This window comes from Geothrix edaphica (assembly GCF_030268045.1).
Lineage (GTDB): Bacteria > Acidobacteriota > Holophagae > Holophagales > Holophagaceae > Geothrix > Geothrix edaphica.
In genome coordinates, this window is sequence record NZ_BSDC01000002.1 from 42,552 (window position 1) to 67,991 (window position 25,440).

22 protein-coding genes and 1 pseudogene are annotated in these 25,440 nt (G+C 68.6%); 7 read left to right on the top strand and 16 right to left on the bottom strand.

The features are described 5' to 3' along the window. Positions 1-34: 34 nt before the first annotated feature. From QSJ30_RS08045 to QSJ30_RS14500, 12 genes and pseudogenes are all read right to left on the bottom strand, one after another. A complete protein-coding gene (locus QSJ30_RS08045) occupies positions 35-1,534 on the bottom strand; it encodes an NADH-quinone oxidoreductase subunit N (RefSeq protein WP_285608166.1) in 1,500 nt (499 codons plus the stop codon). Then, positions 1,534-3,150, bottom strand: a complete 1,617-nt coding sequence (locus QSJ30_RS08050; protein WP_285608168.1) for a complex I subunit 4 family protein — start codon at positions 3,148-3,150, stop codon at positions 1,534-1,536. The genes QSJ30_RS08045 and QSJ30_RS08050 overlap by 1 nt, the downstream gene beginning before the upstream one ends. A gap of 8 nt (positions 3,151-3,158) precedes the next feature. After that, complete coding sequence (nuoL, locus tag QSJ30_RS08055) at positions 3,159-5,063, bottom strand: NADH-quinone oxidoreductase subunit L (RefSeq protein ID WP_285608170.1); 1,905 nt, start codon at positions 5,061-5,063, stop codon at positions 3,159-3,161. A gap of 7 nt (positions 5,064-5,070) precedes the next feature. After that, positions 5,071-5,391 carry an NADH-quinone oxidoreductase subunit NuoK gene (gene nuoK / locus QSJ30_RS08060; RefSeq protein ID WP_420798780.1) on the bottom strand — a complete coding sequence of 107 codons (321 nt, stop codon included), beginning with the start codon at positions 5,389-5,391 and terminating at the stop codon, positions 5,071-5,073. Positions 5,392-5,410: 19 nt separating this feature from the next. Beyond that, positions 5,411-5,905 (bottom strand): NADH-quinone oxidoreductase subunit J, encoded by a 495-nt coding sequence (locus QSJ30_RS08065; RefSeq protein WP_285608173.1) that lies wholly within the window; start codon positions 5,903-5,905, stop codon positions 5,411-5,413. 10 nt (positions 5,906-5,915) lie between these two features. Continuing rightward, the gene (locus QSJ30_RS08070) at positions 5,916-6,479 is read right to left on the bottom strand and encodes a NuoI/complex I 23 kDa subunit family protein (RefSeq protein WP_285608175.1); all 564 of its coding nucleotides are present in this window, start codon (positions 6,477-6,479) and stop codon (positions 5,916-5,918) included. Positions 6,480-6,490: 11 nt separating this feature from the next. Beyond that, the gene (gene nuoH / locus QSJ30_RS08075; protein ID WP_285608177.1) at positions 6,491-7,552 is read right to left on the bottom strand and encodes an NADH-quinone oxidoreductase subunit NuoH; all 1,062 of its coding nucleotides are present in this window, start codon (positions 7,550-7,552) and stop codon (positions 6,491-6,493) included. A 222-nt stretch (positions 7,553-7,774) separates the two neighbouring features. Then, positions 7,775-9,484, bottom strand: coding sequence for a glutamine--tRNA ligase/YqeY domain fusion protein (locus QSJ30_RS08080; RefSeq protein ID WP_285608179.1), 1,710 nt, complete (start codon positions 9,482-9,484; stop codon positions 7,775-7,777). A 59-nt stretch (positions 9,485-9,543) separates the two neighbouring features. Further along, positions 9,544-10,359 (bottom strand): pyrroline-5-carboxylate reductase, encoded by an 816-nt coding sequence (proC, locus tag QSJ30_RS08085; RefSeq protein ID WP_285608181.1) that lies wholly within the window; start codon positions 10,357-10,359, stop codon positions 9,544-9,546. Between the two features lie 182 nt (positions 10,360-10,541). Then, positions 10,542-10,886, bottom strand: a complete 345-nt coding sequence (locus QSJ30_RS08090; RefSeq protein ID WP_285608183.1) for a hypothetical protein — start codon at positions 10,884-10,886, stop codon at positions 10,542-10,544. Beyond that, positions 10,886-12,358 carry a glutamate--tRNA ligase gene (gltX, locus tag QSJ30_RS08095; RefSeq protein WP_285608185.1) on the bottom strand — a complete coding sequence of 491 codons (1,473 nt, stop codon included), beginning with the start codon at positions 12,356-12,358 and terminating at the stop codon, positions 10,886-10,888. Before gltX ends, QSJ30_RS08090 begins: the two co-directional genes overlap by 1 nt. Positions 12,359-12,766: 408 nt before the next feature. Continuing rightward, positions 12,767-13,339: pseudogene (locus QSJ30_RS14500) on the bottom strand (GTP-binding protein); the annotation flags it as partial. A gap of 140 nt (positions 13,340-13,479) precedes the next feature. Between QSJ30_RS14500 and QSJ30_RS08105 the strand changes: the two are divergent. Together QSJ30_RS08105 and dcd are read left to right on the top strand one after the other, a co-directional pair. After that, complete coding sequence (locus QSJ30_RS08105) at positions 13,480-14,481, top strand: FHA domain-containing protein (RefSeq protein ID WP_285608189.1); 1,002 nt, start codon at positions 13,480-13,482, stop codon at positions 14,479-14,481. 59 nt (positions 14,482-14,540) lie between these two features. Beyond that, positions 14,541-15,068 carry a dCTP deaminase gene (gene dcd, locus QSJ30_RS08110; RefSeq protein WP_285608194.1) on the top strand — a complete coding sequence of 176 codons (528 nt, stop codon included), beginning with the start codon at positions 14,541-14,543 and terminating at the stop codon, positions 15,066-15,068. Here the strand turns inward: dcd and QSJ30_RS08115 are convergent, their stop codons facing one another. The 3 genes from QSJ30_RS08115 to QSJ30_RS08125 form a co-directional block, all read right to left on the bottom strand. Further along, entirely contained in the window at positions 15,069-15,479 is a 411-nt protein-coding gene (locus QSJ30_RS08115) for a DUF2752 domain-containing protein (protein WP_285608196.1), read from the bottom strand. Positions 15,480-15,492: 13 nt separating this feature from the next. After that, entirely contained in the window at positions 15,493-15,783 is a 291-nt protein-coding gene (locus QSJ30_RS08120) for a hypothetical protein (RefSeq protein WP_285608198.1), read from the bottom strand. 112 nt (positions 15,784-15,895) lie between these two features. Further along, the gene (locus QSJ30_RS08125; protein WP_285608200.1) at positions 15,896-17,500 is read right to left on the bottom strand and encodes an adenylate/guanylate cyclase domain-containing protein; all 1,605 of its coding nucleotides are present in this window, start codon (positions 17,498-17,500) and stop codon (positions 15,896-15,898) included. A gap of 100 nt (positions 17,501-17,600) precedes the next feature. On the opposite strand from QSJ30_RS08125, the gene rimO reads away from it, so the two are divergent. The 5 genes from rimO to QSJ30_RS08150 are packed head-to-tail and all read left to right on the top strand — an operon-like array spanning position 17,601 to position 23,697. Continuing rightward, complete coding sequence (rimO, locus tag QSJ30_RS08130) at positions 17,601-18,977, top strand: 30S ribosomal protein S12 methylthiotransferase RimO (RefSeq protein WP_285608202.1); 1,377 nt, start codon at positions 17,601-17,603, stop codon at positions 18,975-18,977. Positions 18,978-19,031: 54 nt separating this feature from the next. Further along, positions 19,032-21,221: a DUF5916 domain-containing protein gene (locus tag QSJ30_RS08135; protein ID WP_285608204.1), complete on the top strand. Its 2,190-nt coding sequence runs from the start codon at positions 19,032-19,034 to the stop codon at positions 21,219-21,221. Between the two features lie 25 nt (positions 21,222-21,246). Beyond that, positions 21,247-21,921, top strand: a complete 675-nt coding sequence (locus tag QSJ30_RS08140) for an ABC transporter ATP-binding protein (protein WP_285608206.1) — start codon at positions 21,247-21,249, stop codon at positions 21,919-21,921. After that, on the top strand, positions 21,918-23,162 hold the full coding sequence (locus tag QSJ30_RS08145; RefSeq protein WP_285608208.1) for an ABC transporter permease: 1,245 nt from the start codon (positions 21,918-21,920) through the stop codon (positions 23,160-23,162). Before QSJ30_RS08140 ends, QSJ30_RS08145 begins: the two co-directional genes overlap by 4 nt. Continuing rightward, on the top strand, positions 23,155-23,697 hold the full coding sequence (locus QSJ30_RS08150; RefSeq protein ID WP_285608210.1) for a phosphatidylglycerophosphatase A family protein: 543 nt from the start codon (positions 23,155-23,157) through the stop codon (positions 23,695-23,697). Before QSJ30_RS08145 ends, QSJ30_RS08150 begins: the two co-directional genes overlap by 8 nt. On the opposite strand, the gene QSJ30_RS08155 is transcribed toward QSJ30_RS08150, so the two are convergent. After that, positions 23,694-25,439 (bottom strand): DNA repair helicase XPB, encoded by a 1,746-nt coding sequence (locus QSJ30_RS08155; RefSeq protein WP_285608211.1) that lies wholly within the window; start codon positions 25,437-25,439, stop codon positions 23,694-23,696. The genes QSJ30_RS08150 and QSJ30_RS08155 overlap by 4 nt on opposite strands. Position 25,440: the final 1 nt, after the last annotated feature.

Sequence of the window (25,440 nt, forward strand, 5' to 3'; positions counted from 1 at the left end):
TACAAGGTTCCCGGTTGAGGCGGAAAAACCGGAACTAGCGGATCAGGCCCAAGCCCTCTACGATGGCCCGCTTCGCGAACCCGTCCGACAGGGCGTACTGGAGGAAGCCACCGGCCAGCACGATGACGGCGCAGACCAGCACGGCCGCACCCGCCAGGGGGGCATGCACCGCCGGGCGGTCCGAGGCCAGGCGCTCCGCCTCGGCGCTGGGGGCCTGGAGGAAGAGGGCCACCAGGAGGCGCAGGTAGTAGTAGGCGGACACCAGGCTCGCCAGCACGCCCAGGATGGCCAGGCCCACATGGCCCGTGCCCACCAGCTCGCGGAAGATCATGTACTTGCCGTAGAAGCCGCCCAGGGGCGGAATGCCCGCCAGGCTCAGCATGAAGACTGCGGCGGCGAAGCCCATGGCCGGGCGCTTCCAGCCCAGCCCCCGCAGGTCCTCGAAGGTGGTGTGTTCGCCCACCAGGCCGAAGGCCGTCAGCAGGCCGAAGGCGCCCATGTTCATGGCCAGGTAGATGACCAGGTAGAACAGCACGCCCGTGTAGGCGGCCGGCGTGCCGGCCACGAAGCCCAGCAGGAGGTAGCCGGCGTGGCTGATGCTGGAGTAGGCCAGCATGCGCTTCACGTTGGACTGGACCAGGGCCGTGAGGTTGCCGAGGACCAGCGTGGCGACGGCCAGCACGGCCACCACCGTCTGCATCTTCGCGCCCACGGCGCCCAGGGGGGCGAAGCTGCCGGGGAACACGCGCAGCAGGGCGATGAAGGCCACGCCCTTGGTGGCCACGGACATGAAGCCGGCGATGGGGTGGGGCGACGCCTCGTAGGCATCCGGCGTCCACTGGTGGAAGGGCACGGCGGAGACCTTGAAGAGGAAGCCCAGCAGCATCAGGGCGGCGCCCACCAGCACCACGGGATCCAGGGCGAGGCCCTGAGTCCTGAGGGCGGTGGCGGCGGCGGCCAGGTCGAAGGTCCCGCTCATGCCGTAGATCAGCACACCGCCCATGAGGAAGCAGCTGGAGGCCACGGCGCCCGTGAGGAAGTACTTCATGCCGCCTTCGGCGCTCTCGGACCGGGCCCGCACGGTGCCCACCAGGGCGTAGAGGGGGATGCTGAACAGCTCCAGCCCCAGGAAGAGCGCCACGAAGTGGGTGGTCGAGGCGAAGAGCATCATGCCCGTCACCGAGAAGAGGAGCAGGGAGAGCGTCTCGCCCTTCACCCAGCCCTCCTGGTGGAAGTGGTCCCAGCTCTGGAGAATGGTCAGGGCCGCGGCCACGACCACGAAGATGCCCGTGAACTGGGCCAGGCGGTCCATGTGCAGCTGGAAGAAGCTGGGCTGGGCGCCGGTGTTCCACAGCTCCGTGAGGTACCAGAAGCTGCCGGCCACGGCCAGGAGGGCCGTGCCGTACATGGCGCCGCGGATCCACTTGGCGGTGGCCTGGTCCTTGTCGAGGGACATCAGGACGACCAGGCAGGCCCCGAAGGCCGGGAGGAGCAGCGGCAGCAGGGCCGCCCACTGGCTGGGGGTGAGGCTCATCAGTGCACCTCGTGCGCGGCGGGAGCTTCGGGAAGATGCGCTCCGGATTCGGCGTGGGCCGCGGGGGCCGCGTGGACCGCCGGGGCCAGGACGAAGGTCCTCGGCGCCGGGGCCTTGATCTCCTGGAGCAGCGCGGCCACGGGGGTCTCGCTGGCGGCCACGAAGGTCTTCGGGTGGACGCCCATCCAGACGATGAGCACCACCAGGGGCAGCATCACCGCGACCTCGCGGGCGTTCAGGTCGCTGTGCAGGTGATGGGTGCCGCTGTCCTCGTCCTTGTTCTCGGGGCCCCAGAAGACCCGCATGAACATCCAGAGCATGTAGACCGCACCCAGCAGCACGCCGGAGGTAGCCAGGCAGGCGTAGAGGCGGCCCCAGCCGAAGCCCGAGAGGAACGTGCCGTTCAGGATCCAGAACTCGCCCACGAACCCGTTGGTGAGGGGCAGGCCGATGGAGCTGAGCGTCACGATCAGGAAGAAGGTGGTGAAGATGGGCATCTTCACGGCCACACCGCCGAAGTCCGCGATCATCCGGGTGTGGGCCCGGTCGTAGAGCATGCCCACCAGGAGGAAGAGCGCGCCGGTGCTGATGCCGTGGTTGAGCATCTGGAGCATGGCGCCCTGGGTGCCGATGACGGTCATGGAGGCGAGGCCCAGCATCACGAAGCCCATGTGGCTCACGGAGGAGTAGGCCACCAGCTTCTTGATGTCGCGCTGGACCATGGCCACCAGGGCCCCATAGACGATGGCGATGACGCTCAGCAGGGCGATGGGCTTGGCGTAGTGCATCGCCGCCTGGGGGAACATGGGGATGGCGAAGCGGATGAAGCCGTATCCGCCCAGCTTCAGCAGCACGCCGGCAAGGATCACCGAGCCCGCCGTGGGCGCCTGCACGTGGGCGTCCGGCAGCCAGGTGTGCAGGGGGAACAGCGGCACCTTGATGGCGAAGGCCACCGCAAAGGCGATGAAGAGCCAGCCCTGCACGCCGAAGGGCAGCGCGGACGCGGCCTGGGCCATGAGCGCCGGGTTGAAGCCGCCGGCCTTGTTGGCCAGGTAGAGCAGCGCCACCAGCCAGAGCAGCGACCCGCTCAGGGTGTAGAGGAAGAACTTGTTGGCCGCGTAGCGGCGCTCGTCGCCGCCCCAGACCCCGATCATGAAGTACATCGGGATCAGCATGGCCTCCCAGAAGAGGTAGAACACGAACAGGTCCTGGGCCACCAGGGCGCCCAGCATGCCAGTCTCCAGCAGGAGGAACAGGGCCGCGAAGGTGCCCATGCGGTCCTTGAGGCTGTTCCAGGTGCCCAGCATGGTGAGGGGCACGAGGAAGGTCGTGAGGAGCACGAGCCAGAGGTTGAGGCCGTCCACCGCCAAGGCGTAGTCCACCGGCAGGCCCACCAGGGTGAACCAGGGGGCCCGCTCCGCCAGGACTGTGCCGCCCGCGGCCGGGTTGTGGCCCAGCAGCCAGGCCAGGCTCAGGATGAAGATGGCCAGGGCGCCCAGGAAGCCGAGCAGCCGTGCGAGCTTGCCGAGCTTGTGCGGCAGGGCCATCAGCGCGAAGCCCAGGACGGTCGGCGCGAAGACCAGGAAGGTGAGGGGATGGAGGTTCAGCCAGGTCATCGCCCCACCTACTTCAGGAAGACATAGAGGAGGATCGCGGCCCCCAGCGCCATGCTGAGCGCGTAGTTGCGCACTCGGCCGGTCTGGAAGAGGGCGGTGAAGTCCCCGAAGACCCGGGCCAACGCGCCGGGCAGGTTCACGCCCACGCCATCGATGAGGATGACGTCGAAGAGCTTCCACAGCACGTTGCCGAACCAGCGGATGGGCCGGAGCAGGTAGAGCTCCACGCCCTCATCCACGTAGTACTTGTTCAGCAGCACCCGGTGGATCGTGGGGAACTTCTGCGCGAAGGCCAGCTCCCAGGCCGGACCGTCCTTGTACTTGGACCACCCCAGGAAGCCGAAGACCAGGCCCAGGGTGGTGGAGATCACCGCCAGCAGGACCGCCGGGCCCTCGTGGTGGCCGTGGGCGGCGTGGGTCTGCCCGTAGGTCAGGGCCGGCTTCAGCCACTCGCCGATGCTGAAGTGGCCGCCGAAGGCCTCGGGCACGCCCCAGAAGCCCCAGAGCAGCGAGCCCACCGCCAGCACCATGAGCGGCACCGTCATGGACAGCGGGCTCTCGTGGGCGTGGTCGTAGGCGTGGCGGTCGCGGGGCTCGCCCCAGAAGGCCAGGGCCATGAGGCGCCACATGTAGAAGCTCGTGCAGCAGGCGGCGATCACGCCGACCGCCCACAGGGCCGGGGACTTCAGGTAGGCCAGGTAGAGGATCTCGTCCTTGCTGAAGAAGCCCGAAGTGCCGGGGAAGCCCATGATGGCGACGGTGCCGGCCACCATGGTGAGGAAGGTGATCTTCGTCTTGTTCTTCAGGCCACCCATCTTGAAGAGGTCCTGCTCGTGGTGCATGGCGTGGATCGCGCTGCCGGCGCCGAGGAAGAGGAGGGCCTTGAACCAGGCGTGGGTGAAGACGTGGAAGAAGCCCGCCGCGAAGCCCGCCGCGCCGAGGCCCAGGAACATGTAGCCCAGCTGGGAGACGGTGGAGTAGGCCAGCACCTTCTTGATGTCCCGCTGGAAGAGGCCGATGCTGGCGGCGAACAGGGCTGTGGCCGCACCCACCCAGGCCACCACGGTCATGGTGGTGGGCGTCAGGGTGTAGACCGGGGCCAGGCGGCAGATCATGTAGATGCCGCTGGTCACCATGGTGGCCGCGTGGATCAGGGCGCTGACCGGCGTGGGGCCCGCCATGGCGTCCGGCAGCCAGAGGTAGAGGGGCAGCTGGGCGCTCTTGCCCGTGGCGCCCACGAAGAGCATCAGCGTGGCGAAGGTGAGAATGCCGAAGCTCGCCTCGGGGGCCAGGTGGCCCGCCTGGGTGAGGATGTCGGAGATGGTGAGGGTGCCGAAGGCGGCGAAGAGGACCAGCATGCCGATGGACACGCCCAGGTCACCCACGCGGTTGAAGAGGAAGGCCTTGAGGCCCGCCTGGGGGGCGAAGTCCGTCTCGAAGTAGTAGCCGATGAGCAGGTAGGAGCAGAGCCCCACGCCCTCCCAGCCCACGAACATCAGGGGCAGGCTCGAGCCCAGGACCAGGGTCAGCATGAAGAACACGAAGAGGTTCAGGTAGCTGAAGAAGCGGGCGTAGCCCTCCTCTGCGTGCATGTACCCCAAGGAGTAGAGATGGATGAGGAAGCCGACGCCCGTGACCACCAGCATCATGGTGCCGCTGAGGGGATCGATCACCAGGCCGAAGGGGACGGCCATGGAGCCGGTCACCATCCATTCGCCGTAGTTCAGCACCAGCCGGTGATCCGGCAGGGCCTTCATGGCGAAGAATGCCGAGGTGGCCAGCAGCAGGGAGCCGAGGACCACGCCCAGGCCGGCGATCGTGACGACGCTCTTGCCTGCGCGCTTGCCCAGCAGGCCGTTGAAGGCCGCGCCCAGCAGGGGGAGGATCGGAATGAGCCAGTAGTACTTGTTCATCGCATCCTCACTGCTTCAGGCTGGCGGCCCGGTCCGAGTCGGTGGTGTCCCGGTGACGGTAGAGGCCGATGACCAGCGCCAGGCCGATGGCTGCCTCGCAGGCGGCCACGGCGATGATGAAGAGGTAGAACACCATGGCCTGGGCATCGCCGCCGCGGAAGCGGGCGAAGGCCAGCAGGGCCACGTTGGCGGCGTTGAGCATCAGCTCCACGCCCATGAACTGCAGCAGGAGGGTGCGGCGCAGCAGCACCGTCGCCAGCCCCAGGAAGAAGAGCAGGAGGGCCACCACCAGGTATCCCTGGAGGCCGCCGTGGAGGATCGCATCCATGCCGGTCATCGTGGGCTCCTCACAGGTTCCGTTTTGTCAGCGCCACGGCGCCGATCATGGCGGCCAGCAGCACCAGGCCCGCCACCTCGAAGCCCAGCAGGTGGTCCGCGAAGAGGGTGGTGCCCACCTTCTGCAGCGTCATGGCCTGGGGCATCTCGGCCCCCTTCACCGCCAGGGCCTTCAGGCCGCCGGAACCCAGCACCAGCTTCACCGCGCCGAAGGCCAGGGCCGCGAGCAGGGCCAGGGACACCCAGCGCTGGACGGGACGGGAGGCCTGGGCCTCCTCCTCCTGGTGGCTGTTCAGCATCATGATCACGAAGAGCACCAGCACCATGATCGCGCCGGTGTAGACGATGATCTGGAGGGCCGCGGCCACCGGATTGGCCAGCAGCACGAAGAGGCCCGCCACGCCGAAGAAGGCGGCCACCATGCAGAGGCCCGCCACGACGACGTTCTTCTGCAGCAGCATCCCCAGGGCGCCCAGGAGGGTGATGAGGGCAAAGGTGATGAACATGGCCGCTCCCTTACAACGCGATCGTGCGGCGCGGCACGGACGGGGTGGGATCCTCGGAGATGCGCTCCTTGCCGTCCGGCTCGGAGTAGGTGTTCATCAGGTCCCACTTGCCGAACTGCATGGACAGCCGGTCGTAGGCGGCCACTTCGTAGTCCTTGCGGAGCCAGATGGCGTCCTTGGGGCAGGCCTCCTCGCACATGCCGCAGTAGATGCAGCGCAGCATGTCGATGCTGAACTTGGCCGGCCGCTTCTCTTCGAAGCCCTGGGTGATGTTCAGGTCGCTGAACTCCTCCGCCTCGATGCTGATGCAGCGGGCCGGGCAGGCCTCCTGGCACATGAAGCAGGCCACGCACTTGATGGCGCCATCCTCGAACCGCTTCAGCTCGTGGAGGCCGCGGTAGCCCTCAGGCATCGCCTTCTTCATGTCCGGGTACTGGATCGTGAAGCGCTTCGCGGTGGGCGTGAAGAGCTGCTTGAGGAAGTGCTGGAACGTGATTCCCATGCCCTTCATCACCGGCCAGACATAGGTGCGGTCCAGCCAGCTCAGCTCGACCTTCTTGACGACGACACCCATCGCCTTACTCCTCAGTGACCCTGGCTCATGCGCCAGGCGTGGAAGATCAGGTTGACCATGGACATGGGCAGCATCGCCTTCCATCCGAGCCGCATGAGCTGGTCATAGCGGAACCGCGGCAGGGTCCAGCGGATCCAGACGAAGACCCAGGCGAAGAACAGCATCTTCACCAGGAAGCTCAGCACCGAGAGCATGACCGAGGGGTCCTTCACGAAGGGCACCTGCCAGCCCCCGAAGTAGAGGGTGGCCATGAGGGCCGAGGCGGTCATCAGGTGGCAGTACTCGGACAGGGCCAGGAGGCTGAACTTCATGCTGCCGTATTCGGTATTGAAGCCCGCCACGATCTCGCTCTCACCCTCGGCGAAGTCGAAGGGCAGCCGGTTCGTCTCGGCGAACATGCAGGTGAAGAACACGATGAACCCGAGGGGCTGGCGGACGATGTTCCAGGCCCAGGGCAGGTGGCCCTGGGCGCTGATGACCTCCGAGGGATCGTAACCGCCGGTGGTCATGAAGATCGTGACCACGGCCAGGCTCATGCCGATCTCGTAGCTCACCATGGCCGCCGAGGCCCGCATGCCGCCGAGGATCGACCACTTGTTGTTGCTGGACCAGGCCGCCACCAGCACGCCGTAGACCGCCATGCCGCCGATGGCCAGGGGATAGAGCAGCCCCATGCCGTTGCCGGGGTCCAGCAGGGCCAGATGGTACTCCTGGCCGCCGCTCGTGAAGCTGCGGCCGAAGGGGATCACGGCGAAGCCCATGAGGGCCGGCACGAGGGCCAGGAAGGGCGCCAGCCAGAAGAGCGCCTTGTTGGCATCGTGCGGGACCAGGTCCTCCTTGAAGAAGAACTTGATGCCGTCCGCCAGCGGCTGTACGAGCCCGAGGATCTTGATCTTGCCGAAGAGGGCGGCGCGGTTGGGGCCGATGCGGTCCTGGATCATGGCCGAACCCCGGCGCTCCACCCAGGTCCAGAGGGCCGCCAGCGAGAAGACCCCGGCGAAGACGATGACGAGTTTCGCCACCATCCAAGCGGTGGCAGGCGAGGTGTGCAGCAGGCTTGCGAGCTTGTCCATGGGCGGCTTCCCGGCAGGGCCACCCGCGGGGAGGCCCAACCCATCGAGCCTATCAGAGCCGCGGCGTTCCCGACATGGAGGGAAAGAACCCCGGGGGCGGCGATGCGACCTCGGTCACAGCCCAAAGGCCAAAGCTGGAGCTTTGGCCTCATGTAAAAAGCAAGGGTATGTCGCGCGGCCTGGCCGCGCTCTAGAGAAATCGTGGGCGGAGCCCGCGATTTCTCAGCCTTTCGCCTCGATTTTGCTCCAGCTATCCTTCAGCCCCACGGTCCGGTTGAACACGGGCCTGCCCGGCTGGCTGTCCGCATCAACCGCGAAGTAGCCGGTCCGCTCGAACTGGAAGCGCTCGCCGGGGCGGGCCTCCGCCAGGCCGGGTTCCAGGCGCGCTTCGGCCAGGACCTCGAGGCTGCTGGGGTTGAGGAGGGTCTTCCAGTCCTGGCCCTCGGCCACGTCCATGGGGTCCTCCTGGGTGAAGAGGGCCTCGTAGAGTCGCACCTCGGCCTTCACCGCGTGGGCGGCGCTCACCCAGTGGAGGGTGCCCTTCACCTTGCGGCCATCGGGCGCGTTGCCACCCCGGCTCGCGGGGTCCCACTCGCAGCGGAGCTCCATCACGGCCCCGGCGGCATCCTTGACCACCTCCTTGCAGGTGACCAGGCAGGCCCCCCGCAGGCGGACCTCGGCGCCGGGTGCCAGGCGGAACCACTTCCTGGGGGCCTCCTCGCGGAAGTCGTCCTGGTCGATGAAGAGCTCCCGGGTGAAGGGCAGCTTGCGGGTGCCCATGGCCGGATCGTCCGGGTGGTTCGCCACCTCCACCTCGAAGGCCTCAGCCTCCGTCATGTTGGTGATGACCACCTTGAGGGGGCGCAGCACCGCCATGCGGCGGGGGGCCCGCTTCTCCAGGTCCTCGCGGATGCAGAACTCCAGCAGGCCCACGTCGGCCACCATATCGCGCTTGGCCACGCCCACCCGCTCGGCGAAGGCCCGCACGGCCTCGGGCGTGTAGCCCCGACGGCGCAGGCCGCAGATGGTGGGCATGCGGGGATCGTCCCAGCCGCGGACTACCCCGTCCTGCACCAGCTGGAGCAGGCGGCGCTTGCTCATCACCGTGTAGGTCAGGTTGAGCCGGGCGAACTCGATCTGGCGCGGCAGGGGGCGCTGGAAGAACTTCCCCTCGACATCCTGCTCCAGGAACCACTCGTAGAGAGGCCGGTGGTCCTCGAACTCCAGGGTGCAGATGGAGTGGGTGATGGTCTCGATGGCGTCGGACACGCCGTGGGCGTAGTCGTACATGGGGTAGATGCACCAGTCATCGCCCGTGCGGTGGTGGTGCGCCCGGCGGATGCGGTACATGAGCGGATCCCGCAGGTTCATGTTGCCGCTCGCCATGTCGATCTTGGCGCGCAGGACCTTCGAGCCATCCGGGAACTCGCCGGCCTTCATGCGCCGGAAGAGATCCAGGTTCTCGTCGGGGCTGCGATCGCGGTACGGGCTGGGCCGCCCCGGGGTGTGGAAGTTGCCGCGGTACTCCCGGATCTCCGCCTCGGTGAGGTCGCAGACGTAGGCCCTGCCCTGCTGGATCAGGTACTCCGCGTAGTCATAGAGGAAGGGGAAGTAGTCCGAGGCGTAGTGCTCGCCCTTCCACTGGAAGCCCAGCCACTGGACGTCCTCGCGGATGGAGTCCACATATTCGACATCCTCTTTGACGGGGTTCGTATCGTCGAAGCGCAGGTTGGTGGCGCCGCCATAGGCCTTCGCCAGGCCGAAGTTCAGGCAGATGCTCTTGGCGTGCCCGATGTGCAGGTAGCCGTTAGGCTCCGGCGGGAAGCGCGTGAGCACCCGCCCCCCATGCTTCCCCGAGGCGCGGTCCGCCTCCACGATCTCCTCGATGAAGTGGAGGCTCTTGGGTTCGGGGGTCGGCAGGTCAGCGGACATCGGGGCTCACAGGATGCAAACCTCAAAGATACCCGCTGGCCGGCCCTCCCCGGTAATGGTCATCCCAGCCCCGCCGCCACCTGGGTGGCCCGCTCGATGCCGCGGGCGACGACGGAGCGGATGCGGCCGTCCTCCAGGGCCAGCAGGCCGGCGATGGTGCAGCCGGCGGGGGTGGTGACATCGTCCTTGAGGGCAGCGGGGTGGCGGCCGGTCTCCAGCACCATGGAGGCGGCTCCCAGGGTCATCTGGGCCGCGAGCTCCACGGCCACGGCCCGGGGCAGGCCGCACTGGACGCCGCCTTCGGCCAGGGCCTCGAGGATCACGAACATGAAGGCCGGGCCGCTGGCGCTGAGGCCCGTTACCGCGTCCATGTGCCGCTCGTCCAGGTCCATGACCCGGCCCAGGGGCTCGAAGAGGGTCCGAGCCTGGCCCAGCTGGGCCTCGGTGACCCCCTGCCCCGCCGCCAGCACCGTCATGCCCCGGCGGATGGAGCAGGGCGTGTTGGGCATGGCTCGCACCAGGGGCGTGCCCTCCGGCGTGTGCGCCGCCAGGAAGTCCAGAGTCGTCCCCGCGGCGATGGAGACCACCAGGGGCCGGTGCTCCAGCGCCCCCGCAGCGGCCAGGCCCGCCAGCAGGCCCTTCAGCTCCTTGGGCTTCACGCAGAGCAGCACCACCTCCGCGCGCCGCACCGCGGCGTTGGCGTCGTTCGACAGCGCGATGCCCAGGGCCTCGGCCCGGCCCTGGGCGGCCGCGGGATGCCGGGTGGCGGCGTGGATCCGGCCCGCGGGATAGCCCGACGCCTCCACCAGGCCGGCGCTGATGGCCTGGCCCATGGTGCCGAAGCCGAGGATGGCGAGCTGGGGATGGCGGCTCATGGCGACTCCCTGGAACGAAAAACCCCCGCCGGGGGGGCGGGGGTGGATGGCGGAACCTGGATCCAGGTCAGCCGATCACGCGACTCCCCCCGCACGCAAGGTGCTAGGGCGCGGGTGGATGGCCGGAATGAGGATCATGCCAACCAATATAACGAGTTCGGGCTTCCGGCGGGAGAAAACCGCTATTGGTCCCGCCCCTGGCCCAGGGTCCACCAGTCACAGGCCTCCAGGTCGGAGACCACGAAGCCCTGGCGCATCTCGGAGATGCGCTGGAAGCGGGTGCAGGCGGGCGTGTGGAAGCCGGTCGTGACCTCGCCGGGGCCCGAGCGCACACCGAAGTAGAACTCGGACTGTTCGAGGCCCAGCCGAACCGCCGTCTCCTGGAGGGCTTCCCGGTGGTCCATGCCCTCGGGGATGCCCTGGATCACCTGCACGGTCTCCCCGGCGATGATGGTGGGGGCGTAGGCCGCGGCGCCCTGGTCCTCCAGCACGGCCAGGGTGATGTGGGTGAACTCCTGGAGGTCCATCAGAGCCAGCGCTTCAGCCGCTCGGCGACTTCCCCGGGACCCACGAGCATCAGGGTGTCGAAGATGCCGGGGCTGACGGGCTTGCCGCAGATCGCCACGCGGAGGGCCTGGGCCAGGTCCTTGGTCTTGAGGCCGTGCCGCTCGAGGATGGCGTTGAAGCCGGCCTCCAGGCCCTCGTGGCTGTAGTCGGTGAGCCCGGCCACGTCCCGCAGGGCGGGCTTGACCGCCGCGGTCATGAACTTCTCCACGGCCTTCTCGTCGAAGCCGGCGGGCCGCTCGAAGGCGAAGCGCAGGACCTCGGCCATGTCCGTGAGGGACTTGCCCTTCTGGGTCGACTGGATGGCCTGGGCCTTCCAGGCGTCGGGCTTCCCGGCCCATTCCGCCGGCATGAAGGGGCGCAGGTGCGGCTCCAGCTCCTGCCAGGAGGCCCGCTGGATGAGCTTCTGGTTCAGCCACTGGAGCTTGTCCATGTCGAAGCGGGCGGCGCTCTTCTGGCAGTCGGCCAGGTCGAAGAGCTGGATCATCTGCTCGTCCGTGAGCAGTTCCTCCTCGGCGCTCTCCACGGCCTTCCCGTCGATCTTGGGGGTCCAGGAGAGCCGGGCCAGGGCCAGCCGCACGGCGGAGGGCAGCAGGCCCATGGCCTGGTACTCGGTGATGCTGGTGGCGCCGTGGCGCTTGCTGAGCTTGGCGCCGTCGGCACCCAGGATCATGGGCACGTGGGCGAAGGCGGGCAGGTCGTAGCCGAAGGCCGCGAACAGGGGGATCTGCTTGGGCGTGTTGTTCAGGTGGTCGTCGCCGCGGATGACGTGGGTGACCTCCATGTGGGTGTCGTCCACCACCACGCAGAAGTTGTAGGTGGGCACGCCGATCTCACCGGGGCCCTCCCCGGTGCGGGCGATGATCCAGTCATCGAGGCTGTCCGCCGGGAACCGGGTGTCGCCCTTGATGAGGTCCGGCACCACGATGTCGCCGTCCACGGGCATGCGGAAGCGGATGGCGGCGGGCTGGCTCGCGTCGTGGCCCGCGGCCGCGCAGCCCTTTCCTGCGTCCAGGCCGCGGTTGTACTGGAAGACCTTGCCGGCGGCCTCCACCGCCTTGCGCCGCTCATCCAGGGTTTCCCTCGAGCAGCGGCAGCGGTAGGCCAGGCCCTTGTCCAGCAGCTCCTGGATCTTGGCCCGGTAGAGGTCCATGCGCTGCATCTGGCGGTAGGGGCCGTGGGGACCCTTCCACTGGCTGGGATCGCCCACGACCGGGCCCTCGTCCCAGTCCAGCCCGCACCAGGCCATGCCTTCCTCGATGATGCGGATGTTGTCGTCGGTGCTGCGGGAGAGGTCGGTGTCCTCGATGCGCAGGATGAAGCGCCCCCCGTGCCTGCGCGCGAAGAGCCAGCAGAACAGGGCCGTGCGCACCCCGCCGATGTGGAGCATGCCGGTGGGGGACGGGGCGAAGCGGGTGACGACCTGGCGGGACATGGGAAGGCTCCGGGCGATCAGCGATCAGCTACCAGCCATCAGACAAAGCAGCGGGCGCCATCGGCGCCCGACTGATAGCTGAGAGCTGACAGCCTATTTAATATACAGCTTCAGCTTGATCTCGACGGGACCCTCGCCGCTGAAGAGGCTGCGATCCAGCACGATGGGTACCTCGACCACGCTGCGGTGGGGCATGTGGGCCGGCGGGAAGGCCTGGGTCGGGGAGAAGGCCGAGTCGACGGGGAACTCGTCGATCTCCTCCAGCAGCTCGCCGGCAGACAGCTCTTCGACTTCCAGGGGCTTGGTGGATTCCGCCATGGCGGGGGGAGGCGGTGGCGGGGGCGGTGGCTCCCCTCCGGTCAGAATGGTCTGCGGTTCCTCGACCACGCCCCCGCCGTATTTCTCGGCGAGGCTCTTCAGCACCAGCCGGGCCACGCCCGTGAGCGTCTCCTTCACGCCCTCGCCCCGCATGGCACAGGCCTCGAAGGTGGGGACATGGAAGAGGTTGATCTCCTTGTCCAGGGTGCCCACGGGCAGGGCGTTTGGCGTGTCCCGCTTGTTCCACTGGATCACGTGGGGGATCTTCGACAGGTCCGTGCCCTGCTCTTTCAGGTTGGCGATGAGGTTCTGGAAGCTCTCCTTGTTGCTCTCCAGGGCCGGCGCCTGGGAGTCCGCCACGAACACCACCGCGTCGGCGCCGCGGAGCACCAGCTTGCGGGTGGCGTCGTAGAAGACCTGGCCGGGCACGGTGTAGAGCTGCACCCGGGTCTTCATGCCCCGGATGGTGCCGAGGTCGATGGGCAGGAAGTCGAAGAAGAGGGTCCGGTCCGTCTGGGTCGCCAGGGACAGCATCTTGCCCCGCCCCTCGCCGGGCAGGGTGTCGTAGACATGCTGGAGATTGGTCGTCTTCCCGCAAAGGCCCGGGCCGTAGTAGACGATCTTGGCCGTCAACTCTTTCGTGGCCGCATTGAACAGCACCATGCCTTCACCTTCGCGATCTTCCGGGAAGATTGGCGGGTCTGCGGCATGCCGTCAAGAAAGAACCGAGATGACCGTTCTATCCCCCGGCCCGCCGATGATGCGCTACACTTCCGGCCATCCCACCATCCTTGAGGGTTTCCATGGCCAAGCTGCTGGTGCACGAAAGCGCGGGAGTCCGCGAGTTCGAGATCGTGGATAACGAAGTCCACATGGGGCGCGAGCTGGACAACACCCTGCGCCTGCCGGATCCCAGCATCAGCCGCCATCACTGCGTGCTGCGCAAGGTGGGCGGGGGCTATGAGATCCAGGACCTCCAGAGCAGCAACGGCGTGCTCGTGAACGGCAACCGGGTGCAGTCCTCCCCGCTGCGGAACGGCGACCGCATCACCCTGGGCCAGATCCAACTCACCTTCCAGGACCCCCTCTCCGAAGTCGGGGCCACCGTGACGGTGAGCCGTGAGGAGGCTCCCCAGCCCCCCCTCGGCACCGTGCGCATGTCCGCCGACGAGCTGGCCGCCATCCATACCGGGAAGCCCCCCGCCGGAGAGGCCCAGCCCTCCACCGGGCCCGTCCCGGTCAAGGTCGTTCCCCCGATCCCGCCGGTGGCACCGCCCCCGGCCCCCAGGCCCGCGCCCTCCACCGGCCCATCGTCCCTGCCCGGCTTCCTCCAGCCCTACCTGCCCTCCGTGCCCGACGACGCGATGCCCACGGGCGAGCGCGGGGACTTCGGGTCGCGCCTGCTGGCCTACCTCATCGACATCGCGCCCCTGGTGGCCCTCTGGGTGCTCATCTTCGTGTTGCAGATGGTCCTGAGTGCCATTCTCGGGGCCGGCGCCTGCCTGGTGTCGGCGCTGATCGGCCTTCTGCACCTCGTCGCGGTCATCGGCTACGCGTGGTTCTTCCTCCCCTACTGCTGGATCAAGTTCGGGGCCAGCCCGGGCAAGAAAATCATGAAGCTGCGGGTGGTGCCCGAGGACAATCCCGTCGGCCGCATCGATGTGACCGGGGCCATCCTCCGCATGGTCGGCCACCTGGTCAACGGCGTGCTGCTGGGCCTGCCCTACCTCATGATCCTGGGCGCCGAGCGGAAGGGCCTGCAGGACATCATCTCCAAGTCCCTCGTCATCAAGGTCGACCGCTGACGCGGGGGTGATCTGACGCCGGCGCCCGCCACCGCGGGCCCCCTTCGTCTGGAGAGCGGATGATCCTCACCGGCAAGCAGATCCTCGAGGCCCGGGACCAGGGCCGCCTCCGCATCGACCCCTGGCGCGACGACCAGCTGAACCCGAACAGCTACAACCTGCGCCTGGGCGACGACCTGGCCGTCTACACCGAGCGCGAGCTCGACATGGCCAAGCCCAACGGCATCGAGTTCCTGAAGATCCCCCCCGAGGGTTTGCTGCTGAAGCCCGGAACGCTGTACCTGGGGCGCACCCTGGAGTACACCGAGACCCACGGCATGGTGCCCATGCTCGAGGGCCGCAGCAGCGTGGGGCGCCTGGGGCTCTTCGTCCACGTCACGGCGGGCTTCGGCGACATCGGTTTCTGCGGCTTCTGGACCCTGGAGATCAGCTGCATCCAGCCCGTGCGCATCTACGCCGGCGTGGGCATCTGCCAGATCTTCTACCACACCGTCAGCGGCGACTACGACAGCTACGAGTCCGGCAAGTACCAGCGGAACTCGGGCATCCAGCCTTCGATGCTGTGGAAGGATTTCGTGAAAGAGTGATCAGGGCTGGGTCTGGAGCACCCAGATCCAGTTGGCCAGCAGCAGGGTGACCCCCACGGCCAGCAGGGCGCCGCGCGCCCGGAGGGACAGTTCCACCCGGGGCGCCCGGCCTGTGGCCAGCCGGACCAGCAGCCACAGGCCGCCCAGACCCAGGCCCAGGGCCACCAGGGGGTTCAGGCGCAGGGCCTCCCCCCAGGCGCCCCTGCCGAAGGCCAGCACCACCCGCGTGCTGCCGCAGGTGGGGCAGGGATGGCCGGACCAGCGGTGGAAGAGACAGGTTTCGAGGGAAGGGGCACCCCGCCCTTCCAGCAGGACGCCCCCCAACACCAGCAGCAGCCAGGAGCCCACCAGCACCGCGGCCCACAACGGGGGCCGCGGCAACCGGGGGACACGCTCCCAGCGGACCGGCACGAAGCCTTTCGGATCAGTGTCCGCGCATGGCTCCGAGGACGGCCATGCCGCCGAAGAACACCATCCAGACGAGCGACAGGATGCCCAGCACGCAGCCGATGATCCCGAGGATCTTCGCCGCCTTCGTCAGCCCCTCGCCGCTGGGATCCATCTGCCCTTCGGCCATGGCCTTGAGGTCGCTGCTGCCCATGACCCAGGCGAGGATGGCGAAGATGATGCAGCAGATGATGCCGAGGATGCCGAAGACGAGGAGCATGGTGCCCCGGTGGGCCTTCACCGGTGCGGCGGACGTGTAGTCGTTCATTGGGGGCTCCTGGGAGCGGAGGGCCCGGGGATCACCCCGGATATGGTTGGGAATGGACCCAGTCTAGAGGGAGTCCACGAGCTTGGGTAGGGACTCCGTGGGAAAGGCAGGTTCAGCCCACCGTCGGTCGATCCTCGTCCCACAGCACCTCGAAGGGCCGCACCTCCTGCTCGATGCCCTTGAGCAGAAAGCCCTCCAGGGGCCGGAGCCGCTCCTGCCCCACCACCTCGGCGGTGCGGGGTCCGATGACGATCTGGCCGGCCTTGGCCACGCTGCTCTCCAGCCGCGAGGCCAGGTTCACGGTGCTGCCCATGACCGTGTAGTCCATGCGCTTCTCGCAGCCGATGTCGCCGGCGAAGGCCTCGCCGCTGTTGATGCCGATGCGCATCCGCAGCTCGGGGTAGCCCTCGGGCCGGGCGGCATTCAGGTTCCGCAGCGTCTCCTGCATGGCCGCCGCGGCCTCCACGGCGTGCCTCGCGTGGTCCGGATCGGGGCTCGGCGCGCCGAAGAAAGCCATGATGGCGTCGCCGATGTACTTGTCGAGGGTGCCGCCCCGGCTGAAGATCTGGTCCGTCATGGCCTCGAAGGTGCGGTTGAGGATGTCCGCCAGCACCAGAGGCTCCATGCCTTCGCTCATGCGCGTGAAGCCCGAGATGTCCGCGAAGAGCACGCTGATCTGGCAGCGCTGGGCCTGGAGGGCCGGGGCCTCCTTGTTCTGGCTGGACTTGAGGATCTGGTCCACCACCGCCGGGCTGTGGTACCGCTCCAGGCGCTGGCGGAACTTGGCCTCCCGCTCGCGCTGGATGCCCACGGCGGCGAAGTTGGCCATGGCGCTGAGCAGGTGCTCATCCTCGCGCTTGAAGCTGCCCTTGCTGAGGCTCGTCTCCAGGTAGATGACGCCCAGCGCCTGGTTCTCCACGATGAGCGGGGCGCAGAGGGCCGAGGTGATGCCGTGGATCTTGATGCTCTCCCCGGCGCTGAAGCGGGGATCCATGCGGGCATCCGTGGTGAGGATGGCCACCCGGTCCTTCATGGCCGTGCGGGCGATGGTGCGGCTGATGGGGTTGGGGTTCAGACCCGGCTGCTCCTCCCAGGCCAGCTCGGGCACCAGCTCCCCGCCGGCGTCCGCCAGGAGGATGAAGCCGCGCTGACAGGGGATCTGGGAGGTCACCAGACTCATCACGGACTCCAGCAGTTCCGTCAGGCCCGCGGCCCGCAGCAGGGTGCCCGCCATGGTGGCGAGCCGCTGGAACAGGGTGACCGCCTCGCCCGCCGGATGCTGGCCGCTGGCCTGGGCCAGCATGGCCTCCAGGCTGGCATGGGGCACGAGGATGGAGCCCGAGGCGTCGAAGGCGCGGTCCTCCAGCGAAATCCGGGAGGTGCCGGCTCTGGGCGCCAGGTGGAGGTTCAGCCCGGTGGGCGTCGCGGAGTCACCCTCGGGAACCCACCTCACCATCGCCTCCCCCAGGAGGACCGTGTCCCCGGGATGGAGGGGCGCGGGCTCGGCCAGGGTCACGCCGTTCAGGGAGGTCCCGTTGAGGGACTTCATGTCCATCACATGGGGCTGGCCAGCCTTGAGGAAGATGCGGGCATGGACCCGGCTCACGGCGTTGGCCTGGATTCGGATGGTGGCCTGGTCCCCCCGGCCGATGGTCACGCCATCCTCCGTGAGGGTCACGGGATGCAGGGCACCGTCAACCTGGAGGGTGAGTTTCATGGCCAATCCGGAGGGAGTGTTGAGTTTAACACGCGCTGTAGGCCTCTTCGGCCAGGCGCGGTATTCTATGAGGTTCCACCTGAAGGTGGCTGGAGATCCGTTGACCAAAGTCGGTTTCATGTCCCTGGGCTGCCCCAAGAACCTGGTGGATTCGGAAGTCATGCTGGGCCACCTGCGGCTCAAGGGCTACCAGATCACCCCCGTGCTGGAAGAGGCCCAGGTGCTGGTGGTCAACACCTGCGGCTTCATCGACGCCGCCAAGCAGGAGAGCGTCGAGGCCATCCTCCAGGCCGCGTCCATGAAGAAGGAGGGCGCCTGCGAGAAGCTCATCGTGGCGGGCTGCCTGGTGGAGCGGTACCGGGACGAGCTCATGACCGAGCTGCCGGAGATCGACGCCTGTATCGGCACCCGCGACATCGAGCAGATCGCCGAGGTCATCGGCGCCGGTGCGGCCTTTGAGCTGAACCCCAATCCCGACTACCTCTACACCGAGGCCAGCCCCCGGATGCTCACCACGCCCAAGGCCAGCGCCTACCTGAAGATCAGCGAGGGCTGCGACCATGCCTGCGCCTTCTGCGTCATCCCGCAGCTCCGGGGCGCCCAGCGGAGCCGCAGCATCGAGAGCGTGGTGGCCGAGGCGAAGAACCTGGTGGCCCAGGGCGTGCTGGAGATCAGCCTCGTGGGCCAGGACACCACGGACTACGGCCGCGATTTCGGGGATCCCGACGCCCTGGAGAAGCTGGTGCGCGCCCTCGGCTCCGTGGAAGGCCTGCGCTGGTTCCGCATCCACTACGCCTATCCCAACCGCCTCACCGACGGTCTGCTCCACGCCATGGCCGACACGCCCAACTGCGCCCGCTACCTGGACATGCCCCTGCAGCACGCGGACGCCGCCATCCTCAAGGCCATGGCCCGGGGCGGCAGCCGGACGCAGTTCCTGAAGCTCCTCGAGAAGGTGCGCCGCATCGTGCCGGGCATCGCCATCCGGTCGAACTTCATCGTGGGCTTCCCCGGCGAGGACGAAGCCGCCTTCGAGGAGCTGAAGGCCTTCGTGCAGGAGGCCCGCTTCGACCATGTGGGTGTCTTCACCTACAGCCCCGAGGAGGGCACCACCGCCCACGGCCTGGGCGATCCCGTCGCGAAGCGCACCAAGGAGGCCCGCAAGCGGCGCATCCTCGAGCTGCAGCAGAAGATCGCCCGGGAGAAGAACCAGGAGAAGGTGGGCACGGTCATCGACGTGCTGGTGGAAGGCGCCCACGAGGAGACGGATCTCCTCGTGAAGGGCCGCCACCAGGGCCAGGCCCCCGAGATCGACGGCAACGTGCTGCTGGTGGATGGCGCCCCCCAGGTGAACACCATCCAGCGGGTGCGCATCGTGAAGGCCCACGCCTACGACCTCATCGGCGAGGTGGAAGAGGGCGGCCTGGAAGCCACCACCGCGGCCTACGAAGCCTCCTTCCGGGCGAAACGGGCCTAAACGGACTCCGAAAGTCCTCGTAGGACCTTGAGAACCGTTCTCCGGGGATCCTTCATGCGCCATCCGGCCCTGGCCTTTGCCTGCCTGCCCATCCTGGCCTCCCAGGCCCCCCATCCGCCCCACCTGGCCATCCCCCGGCTGGCCCAGGCGCCTTCCATGGCCCGCGACGCGGACCTCTCCACCTGGAAGGAGGCCCTGGTCATCACCGAGTTCGGCATGATCATGCCGGACGACAAGGGCGAGAACCGCTGGCCCACCATCGTCCATGTGGGCTGGGGCCCCGATGCGCTCTACGTCGCCGTGGAGGCCAGGGACCCGGAGCCCTCGAAGATCCATGCCGCCCGCCACATGCGCGACACCAACAACGGCGACTTCGACTTCGTGGGCGTGGACCTGGATCCCTCCGGCAAGGGCCAGAGCATCGCACGCTTCTTCGTGACGCCCCTGGGCGGCCAGATTGACGAGATCATGACGGACAGCACCGGGGAGAACGCTTCCTACGACTGCCTCTGGGACTCCACCGGCGTGCTGACGCCGGACGGCTACGTCGTGAAGATGCGCATCCCCTACAGCAGCCTGCGCCGGCGGCCCGGCGACTGGGCCTTCCGCATCCTGCGCATCATCCCCCGGGAGCGGCGCTACGGCATCTCCTGGCCCCGTATGAGCAAGGACGTGCAGTGCGACATCTGCCAGATGGCCCGGGTCTCCGGCGCCCCGGTGGACAAGCCGGGCTCGCCCTTCCTGGTGATCCCCTTCGCCACCTACAGCCGCACCCAGTCGCTGGAGACGGACCCGGTCGCACCGGTGGAATCCAAGGCCCGCCTGGGCATGGATGTCCGCTACGCCACCACGGCCCTGACCTTCGAGGGCACCTACCGCCCCGACTTCGCCACGGCGGACGCTGACGTGGACCCGCTCCAGATCAACAGCCGCTTCAGGGTGTTCTACCCCGAGCGCCGGCCCTTCTTCCTGGAGGGCATGGACCTGCTCTCCCCGCCTTCCGCCCAGCGGCAGTTCTTCAGCCGCTCCATCCAGAGCCCCCTCTACGGCCTCAAGGCCTCGGGCCAGGGCTCCCTCGCCAGCTGGACCGTGCTCCACGCCAAGGACGACGACGGTGGCCTGATGCTGAGCGCCAATGGCGCCCGGGGCGTCGAGGGGCTGCCCACCCGCGACACGGCGGCGGCCCTGCGCTTCCAGCTGGATGGCCGGGGCTCGGGCCTGTCCTTCCTCGGCACGGACAAGCGCCTGCAGGGGGGGCCGGACGCCGCCGGTGGGCTCATCGGCGGCCAGAGCGGAGGCCTCTACCTGGATCAGTATCTGGGCTCCGAGTTCCACTTCATCGGCAGCGCCATGACCGCCACCTCGCATCTCCCCCAGGCCGACGGCAGCCTCCTCTCCCAGCGCGGCACCTCCACCTCCGCCGAGCTGGACTGGAACACCCGCCACTGGTTCGCCTACGCCATCAACCAGACCACCAGCCCCGGCCTCGTCCTGGTGTCGGGCTTCACGGACCTCCGGGGCTACCGCCAGCAGACCGCCGCCATCGGGTGGCAGGGCAACTGGAACGGCGGCCGGTTCTCCCAGGCGAACGCCAGCCTGCGCGGGCGGCGCCTCTCCTGGTGGGACGGCAACCCCTTCGACCGCGCCGTGGGCCTGAGCGCCTATGTGGAAACCGCCGACCGCTGGGCCTGGAGCGTGGACTGGGACATCGCGGGGCGCACCTGGGCCAACGATGAGGTGACCTCCAACGCCACCCGCAACATCAACATGGCCCTGAGCTGGAAGAAGTTCAGCTGGGCCCAGATGCTGGCGCGGGTCGTCCAGGGGCGCACCATCGACCTCGCCACCGGCGCCCCGGCCCGCCTCCACACCACCAGCTTCAGCTCCCACGGGGCCCTCGGGGACGTGTGCTATGACCTGACGGCGCAGAAGACGGAGCTGAACCGCGAGTCCGACGACCTCCTGCTCGTGCGGGCCCGGAAGCTGACCACCACGGCCACCTACCAGATGCCGCGCTTCTTCTACCTGAAGGCCCAGGCCTTCGTGGTGCGGTACGACGGCTCGGAGATCGACGGCGTGGACAAGTTCCTCAAGGCCTTCCTGGGCTGGCAGCCCAATGCCTTCACCAACGCCTATGTGGGCTGGTCCGGCCAGCGGCGGCGGGATCCCCTCGCCATCGCCCCCGCCGAGCGGATGGTGGAGCGGGGGCTCTTCGCCAAGCTGGCCTGGGCCATGCAGTTCTGAAGCGGGGGAAGGCTACACTGGTGGGATGCTGCAGTTCCGCAACCTGACCCGCGCCTATGAACTCGGCGGCGAGCGCGCCGGCGTGTTCGGCGTATCGCTGGCGGTGCCGAAGGGCTGCCTCGCCGTCCTGGCGGGGCCCAGCGGCAGCGGCAAGACCACCCTGCTCCAGCTGGCGGGCCTGCTGGATCAGCCCGACGAGGGCGCCGTCCTTCTGAATGGACAGGAAGTGTCCAGCCTTTCCGAGCGGGAGCGCTGCGATCTGCGCCTGCGGCACCTGGGTTTCGTGTTCCAGGCCTTCAACCTTGTGCCCGTGCTGTCCGCGCTGGAGAACGTGATGCTGCCCCTGCACCTCCAGGGCATCGCCGAAGCCGAAGCCCGCCGCCGCGCCGAGCGGGCCCTTGACCGCGTGGGCCTCGCAGACCGCCTGCACCACCGCCCGGGCCAGCTCAGCGGCGGCCAGCAGCAGCGCGCCGCCATTGCCCGTGCGCTGGCCCCGGATCCCCTGCTGGTGCTCGCCGACGAACCCACCGCCAGCCTCGACCATGCCCACGGCGGGCCGCTCATGGACCTCATGGCCGAGCTGGCCGCCGAGCGCGGCGCCACCTTCCTCGTGGCCAGCCACGATCCCGCCGTCATCGCGCGGGCCAACCACGTCTTCCGCCTCGCCGACGGCAGGCTCATCGAGGAGGAGCACCTGTGATCCTCCCGCGCCTGGCCCTCCGCAACCTGCTGCGCCAGCGGCGCCGCACGGCGCTCACCCTGATGGTGGTGGTGGCGGGCTTCCTGGCCCTGGCCCTGGCCGGGGGCTTCATGGCCCAGACCTTCCAGGGCCTGTCCGATTCGGCCATCCGCGGCGGCCTGGGCCACCTCCAGGTGATGCCGCCGGGGGCCATGGAGGGTGACGAGGCCCAGAGCCTGGAGAAGGCCCTGCCCGATGGCGAAGCCCTGGCGGCCCGGCTCCGCCGGGATCCCGCCGTGGCGGAGGTCCTGCCCCGCACCCAGTTCATGGGGCTGCTGTCCAGCGGCGCGAAGAGCGTGGCCTTCCTGGGCACGGCCGTGGACCCCGTGCTCGAGCCGCAGCACATGGCCTGCCTCGGGGCGCTGAAGGATGGCGCCAAGGCGCCGGGCGGCGCAGGCTCCCGCTGGCTCTCCGTGGACCCGTCGGCCCGGGAGGTGGTCCTCGGCGCGGGCCTGGCCCGCAGCCTGGGCGCCTCCGTGGGCAGCGCGCTCACCCTCATGTCCACCACCCGCGATGGCGCCTTGAACGCCGTGGACGTCGAGGTGGTCGGCCTCCAGGACCTGGGCCTGAGGGAGCTGAACGACCGTCTCCTCACCGTGAGCCTGGCCACCGCGGGCCAGCTGGTGGATGCCGGCCCCGCCCGGTCGCGGCTGTCCGTCGTGCTGAAGCGGCCCCAGGACACCGCCGCCGAGCTGGCGCGGATCCAGGCCCTCCTGCCGGAAACGTCCGTGAAGCCCTGGTTCGAGCTGGCCTCCTTCTATCGCCAGGTGAAGCTGCTCTACTACGCGATCTTCGGGTTCATGGGCCTGGTGCTCTTTCTGGTGGTGCTGCTGGCCACGGCCAATACGCTGCTCATGTCCGTCATGGAGCGCGTCCGCGAGTTCGGTGTCCTGCGGGCCATGGGCCTCCAGCCGGGCCAGCTGGTGGCCCTGCTCCAGTGGGAGGGCGCCTTCCTGGGCCTGCTGGGCAGCGCCCTGGGCCTGGCGGCGACGCTGCTGCTCCGCGCGGGCCTCAATGCCCTGCACATCCAGATGCCCGCCCCGCCCGGCACCAGCCACGGCTATGAGCTGGACATCCACTTCGTCCCGATGGTCTATGCCATCGTGGCCCTCGGTCTCCAGGCCACGCTCCAGCTGAGCGCCCTGTTCCCGGGCCTGAAGGCCGCGCGGCTGCGCATCGTGGAGGCGCTTCGACATGTTTAAGGCCCCTCGTTCCGCCTGGTGGCTGGCCACCGGCTTCGGCAGCGGCTACCTGAAGCCGGCGCCAGGTACCTGGGGCAGTCTGGCCGGAGTGGCGGCCTGGCTCGGCTTGGTCTGGATCATCCGGGGCTGGGCCCTCCCGGCCTGGGTCTTCTTCGCGGCCCCGCTGGCCCTCACCCTGATGGCCGTCTGGGCGGCGGATGGCGTGGTGCAGGAGACCGGCCAGAAGGATCCCCCGTTTGTCGTCGCCGATGAGTGGGCCGGCGTCTGGATCGCCCTCACCCCCCTGCTCTTCACCAGCACGCTGCAGCCGCAGCCGTGGAGCCTCTGGGCCGCGCGCCTGGTGGCCCCCTTCCTGCTGTTCCGGCTCTTCGACATCTGGAAGCCGGGTGTGGTGGATCGCTCCCAGCACCTGCCCGGGGGCTGGGGCGTGGTGATGGACGATGTGCTGGCGGGCCTTCTGGCCGCCCTGCTCGTCTGGCCCCTGGACCGCTGGCTGGGCGCCCAGTCGCTCCTGCACCCGGAGCTGTGGCGCTAGCCTGCGGTTTCCGACAGCAGCTTCCGCCACACGGCGGGCTCGCTGAGGCGGCCGGTCTCGTCGAAGTGCCTGCTCTCGATGAGGTAGCGGTAGCCCTGCTCGGTGAGGAAGAGCTGGCGGTTCCGCGCGAACTCCTGCTCGGTGGTGTCGCGGCTGATGAGCGAGTAGAAGTAGCTCACGTTGCGCTCGCCCTTGGGGCGCAGGATGCGGCCCAGGCGCTGGGCCTCCTCCTGCCGCGAGCCGAAGGTGCCGCTCACCTGGATGGCCACCGAGGCGTCCGGCAGGTCGATGGCGAAGTTGGCCACCTTGCTCACGATGAGCACTCTCAGCTGGCCCTCGCGGAACTGCCGGAAGAGCGACTCGCGCTCCTTCTCCGGGGTCTGCCCCGTGAGCACCGGGGCGCCGAGCCGTTCGCCGATGATGCGGAGCTGCTCTAGGTACTGGCCTATGATGAGGATGTTGTCAGTGGGATGGCCCGCCAGCAGCTCGTCCATCACGACCATCTTCAGGCTGTTCTCGCTGGCGATGCGGAAGCGCTGGCGCTGGTCGGCCACCGCGTACTCCATGCGCTCGTCCGTGGGCAGGGGGACGCGGATCTCCAGGCAGTGGGCCGTGGCGATGAAGCCGTCCTTCTCCAGCATCTTCCAGGGTACGTCCACGCGCTTGGGGCCGATGAGACTGAAGACATCCTCCTCCTTGCCGTCCTCGCGCACGAGCGTGGCCGTGAGGCCCAGGCGCCGCTTGGCTTGCAGCTCGGCCACCGCCCGGAACACCGGGGCGGGCAGCATGTGCACCTCGTCGTAGATCACCAGGCCCCAGTTGGCCGCCTCGAAGAGCTTGAAGTGCTCGAAGGGGCCCGTCTTGCTGCGGCGGTAGGTGAGGATCTGGTAGGTGGCGATGGTGACCGGCTTGATCTCCTTGGTGTCGCCCGTGTAGAGGCCCACCTGGTCCTCGGTCAGCGAGGTCTTGTCCAGCAGCTCCTGCTTCCACTGCTTCACGGCGGTGCCGTTGGTGGTCAGCACCAGCGTGTGCGTCTGCAGGCTGCCCATGCAGCCGATGCCGATGACGGTCTTGCCGGCCCCGCAGGGCAGCACCAGCACGCCGGCGCCGCCGTCGGGCCCGCCACCCGCGTGGAAGACATCCACGGCGGCCTGCTGGTAGTGGCGCAGGCCGAAGGGCTTGCCGTTCTGCTTGGTGGTGGGGGACAGCTCGAAGGGCAGCGGATCGCCGGGCTTGTAGCCGGCCATGTCCTGGACGGGATGGCCCAGGCGGATGAGCTGCAGCTTGGCCTCGCCGCGCATGCCGGTCTGGAGGAAGATGCCCTTCTCGTCCGGGTAGGGCTCCGCCAGCAGGCCCTGCAGGGACTTCTGGTTCTCCAGCTCCCAGAAGAGCCCGCGGTCATCCATCTCCAGGGCCAGGCGGTCCCCCTTGGCCACCAGGCGCAGCTTGCCGTAGCGGGTGCCGTGGTCCTCGATCTCCTGCAGCAGGTTCTGCGGCACGGGGTACTTGGACCAGGTATTCAAGGTCTCGATCATGTCCCCGCAGGCCACCCCGGAGGCCGAGGCGTTCCACAGGCTGAGGGGCGTGATGCGGTAGGTGTGGATGTGCTCGGGGCTCTTCACCAGCTCCGCGAAGCGGGCCAGCTCATCCCGCACCTGCTCGAACGCCGGGTGCGCCACCTCGAGCAGCAGCGTGCGGTCGCTCTGGACGATCAGCGGATTGTCGGGACGGAGGGCGATCACG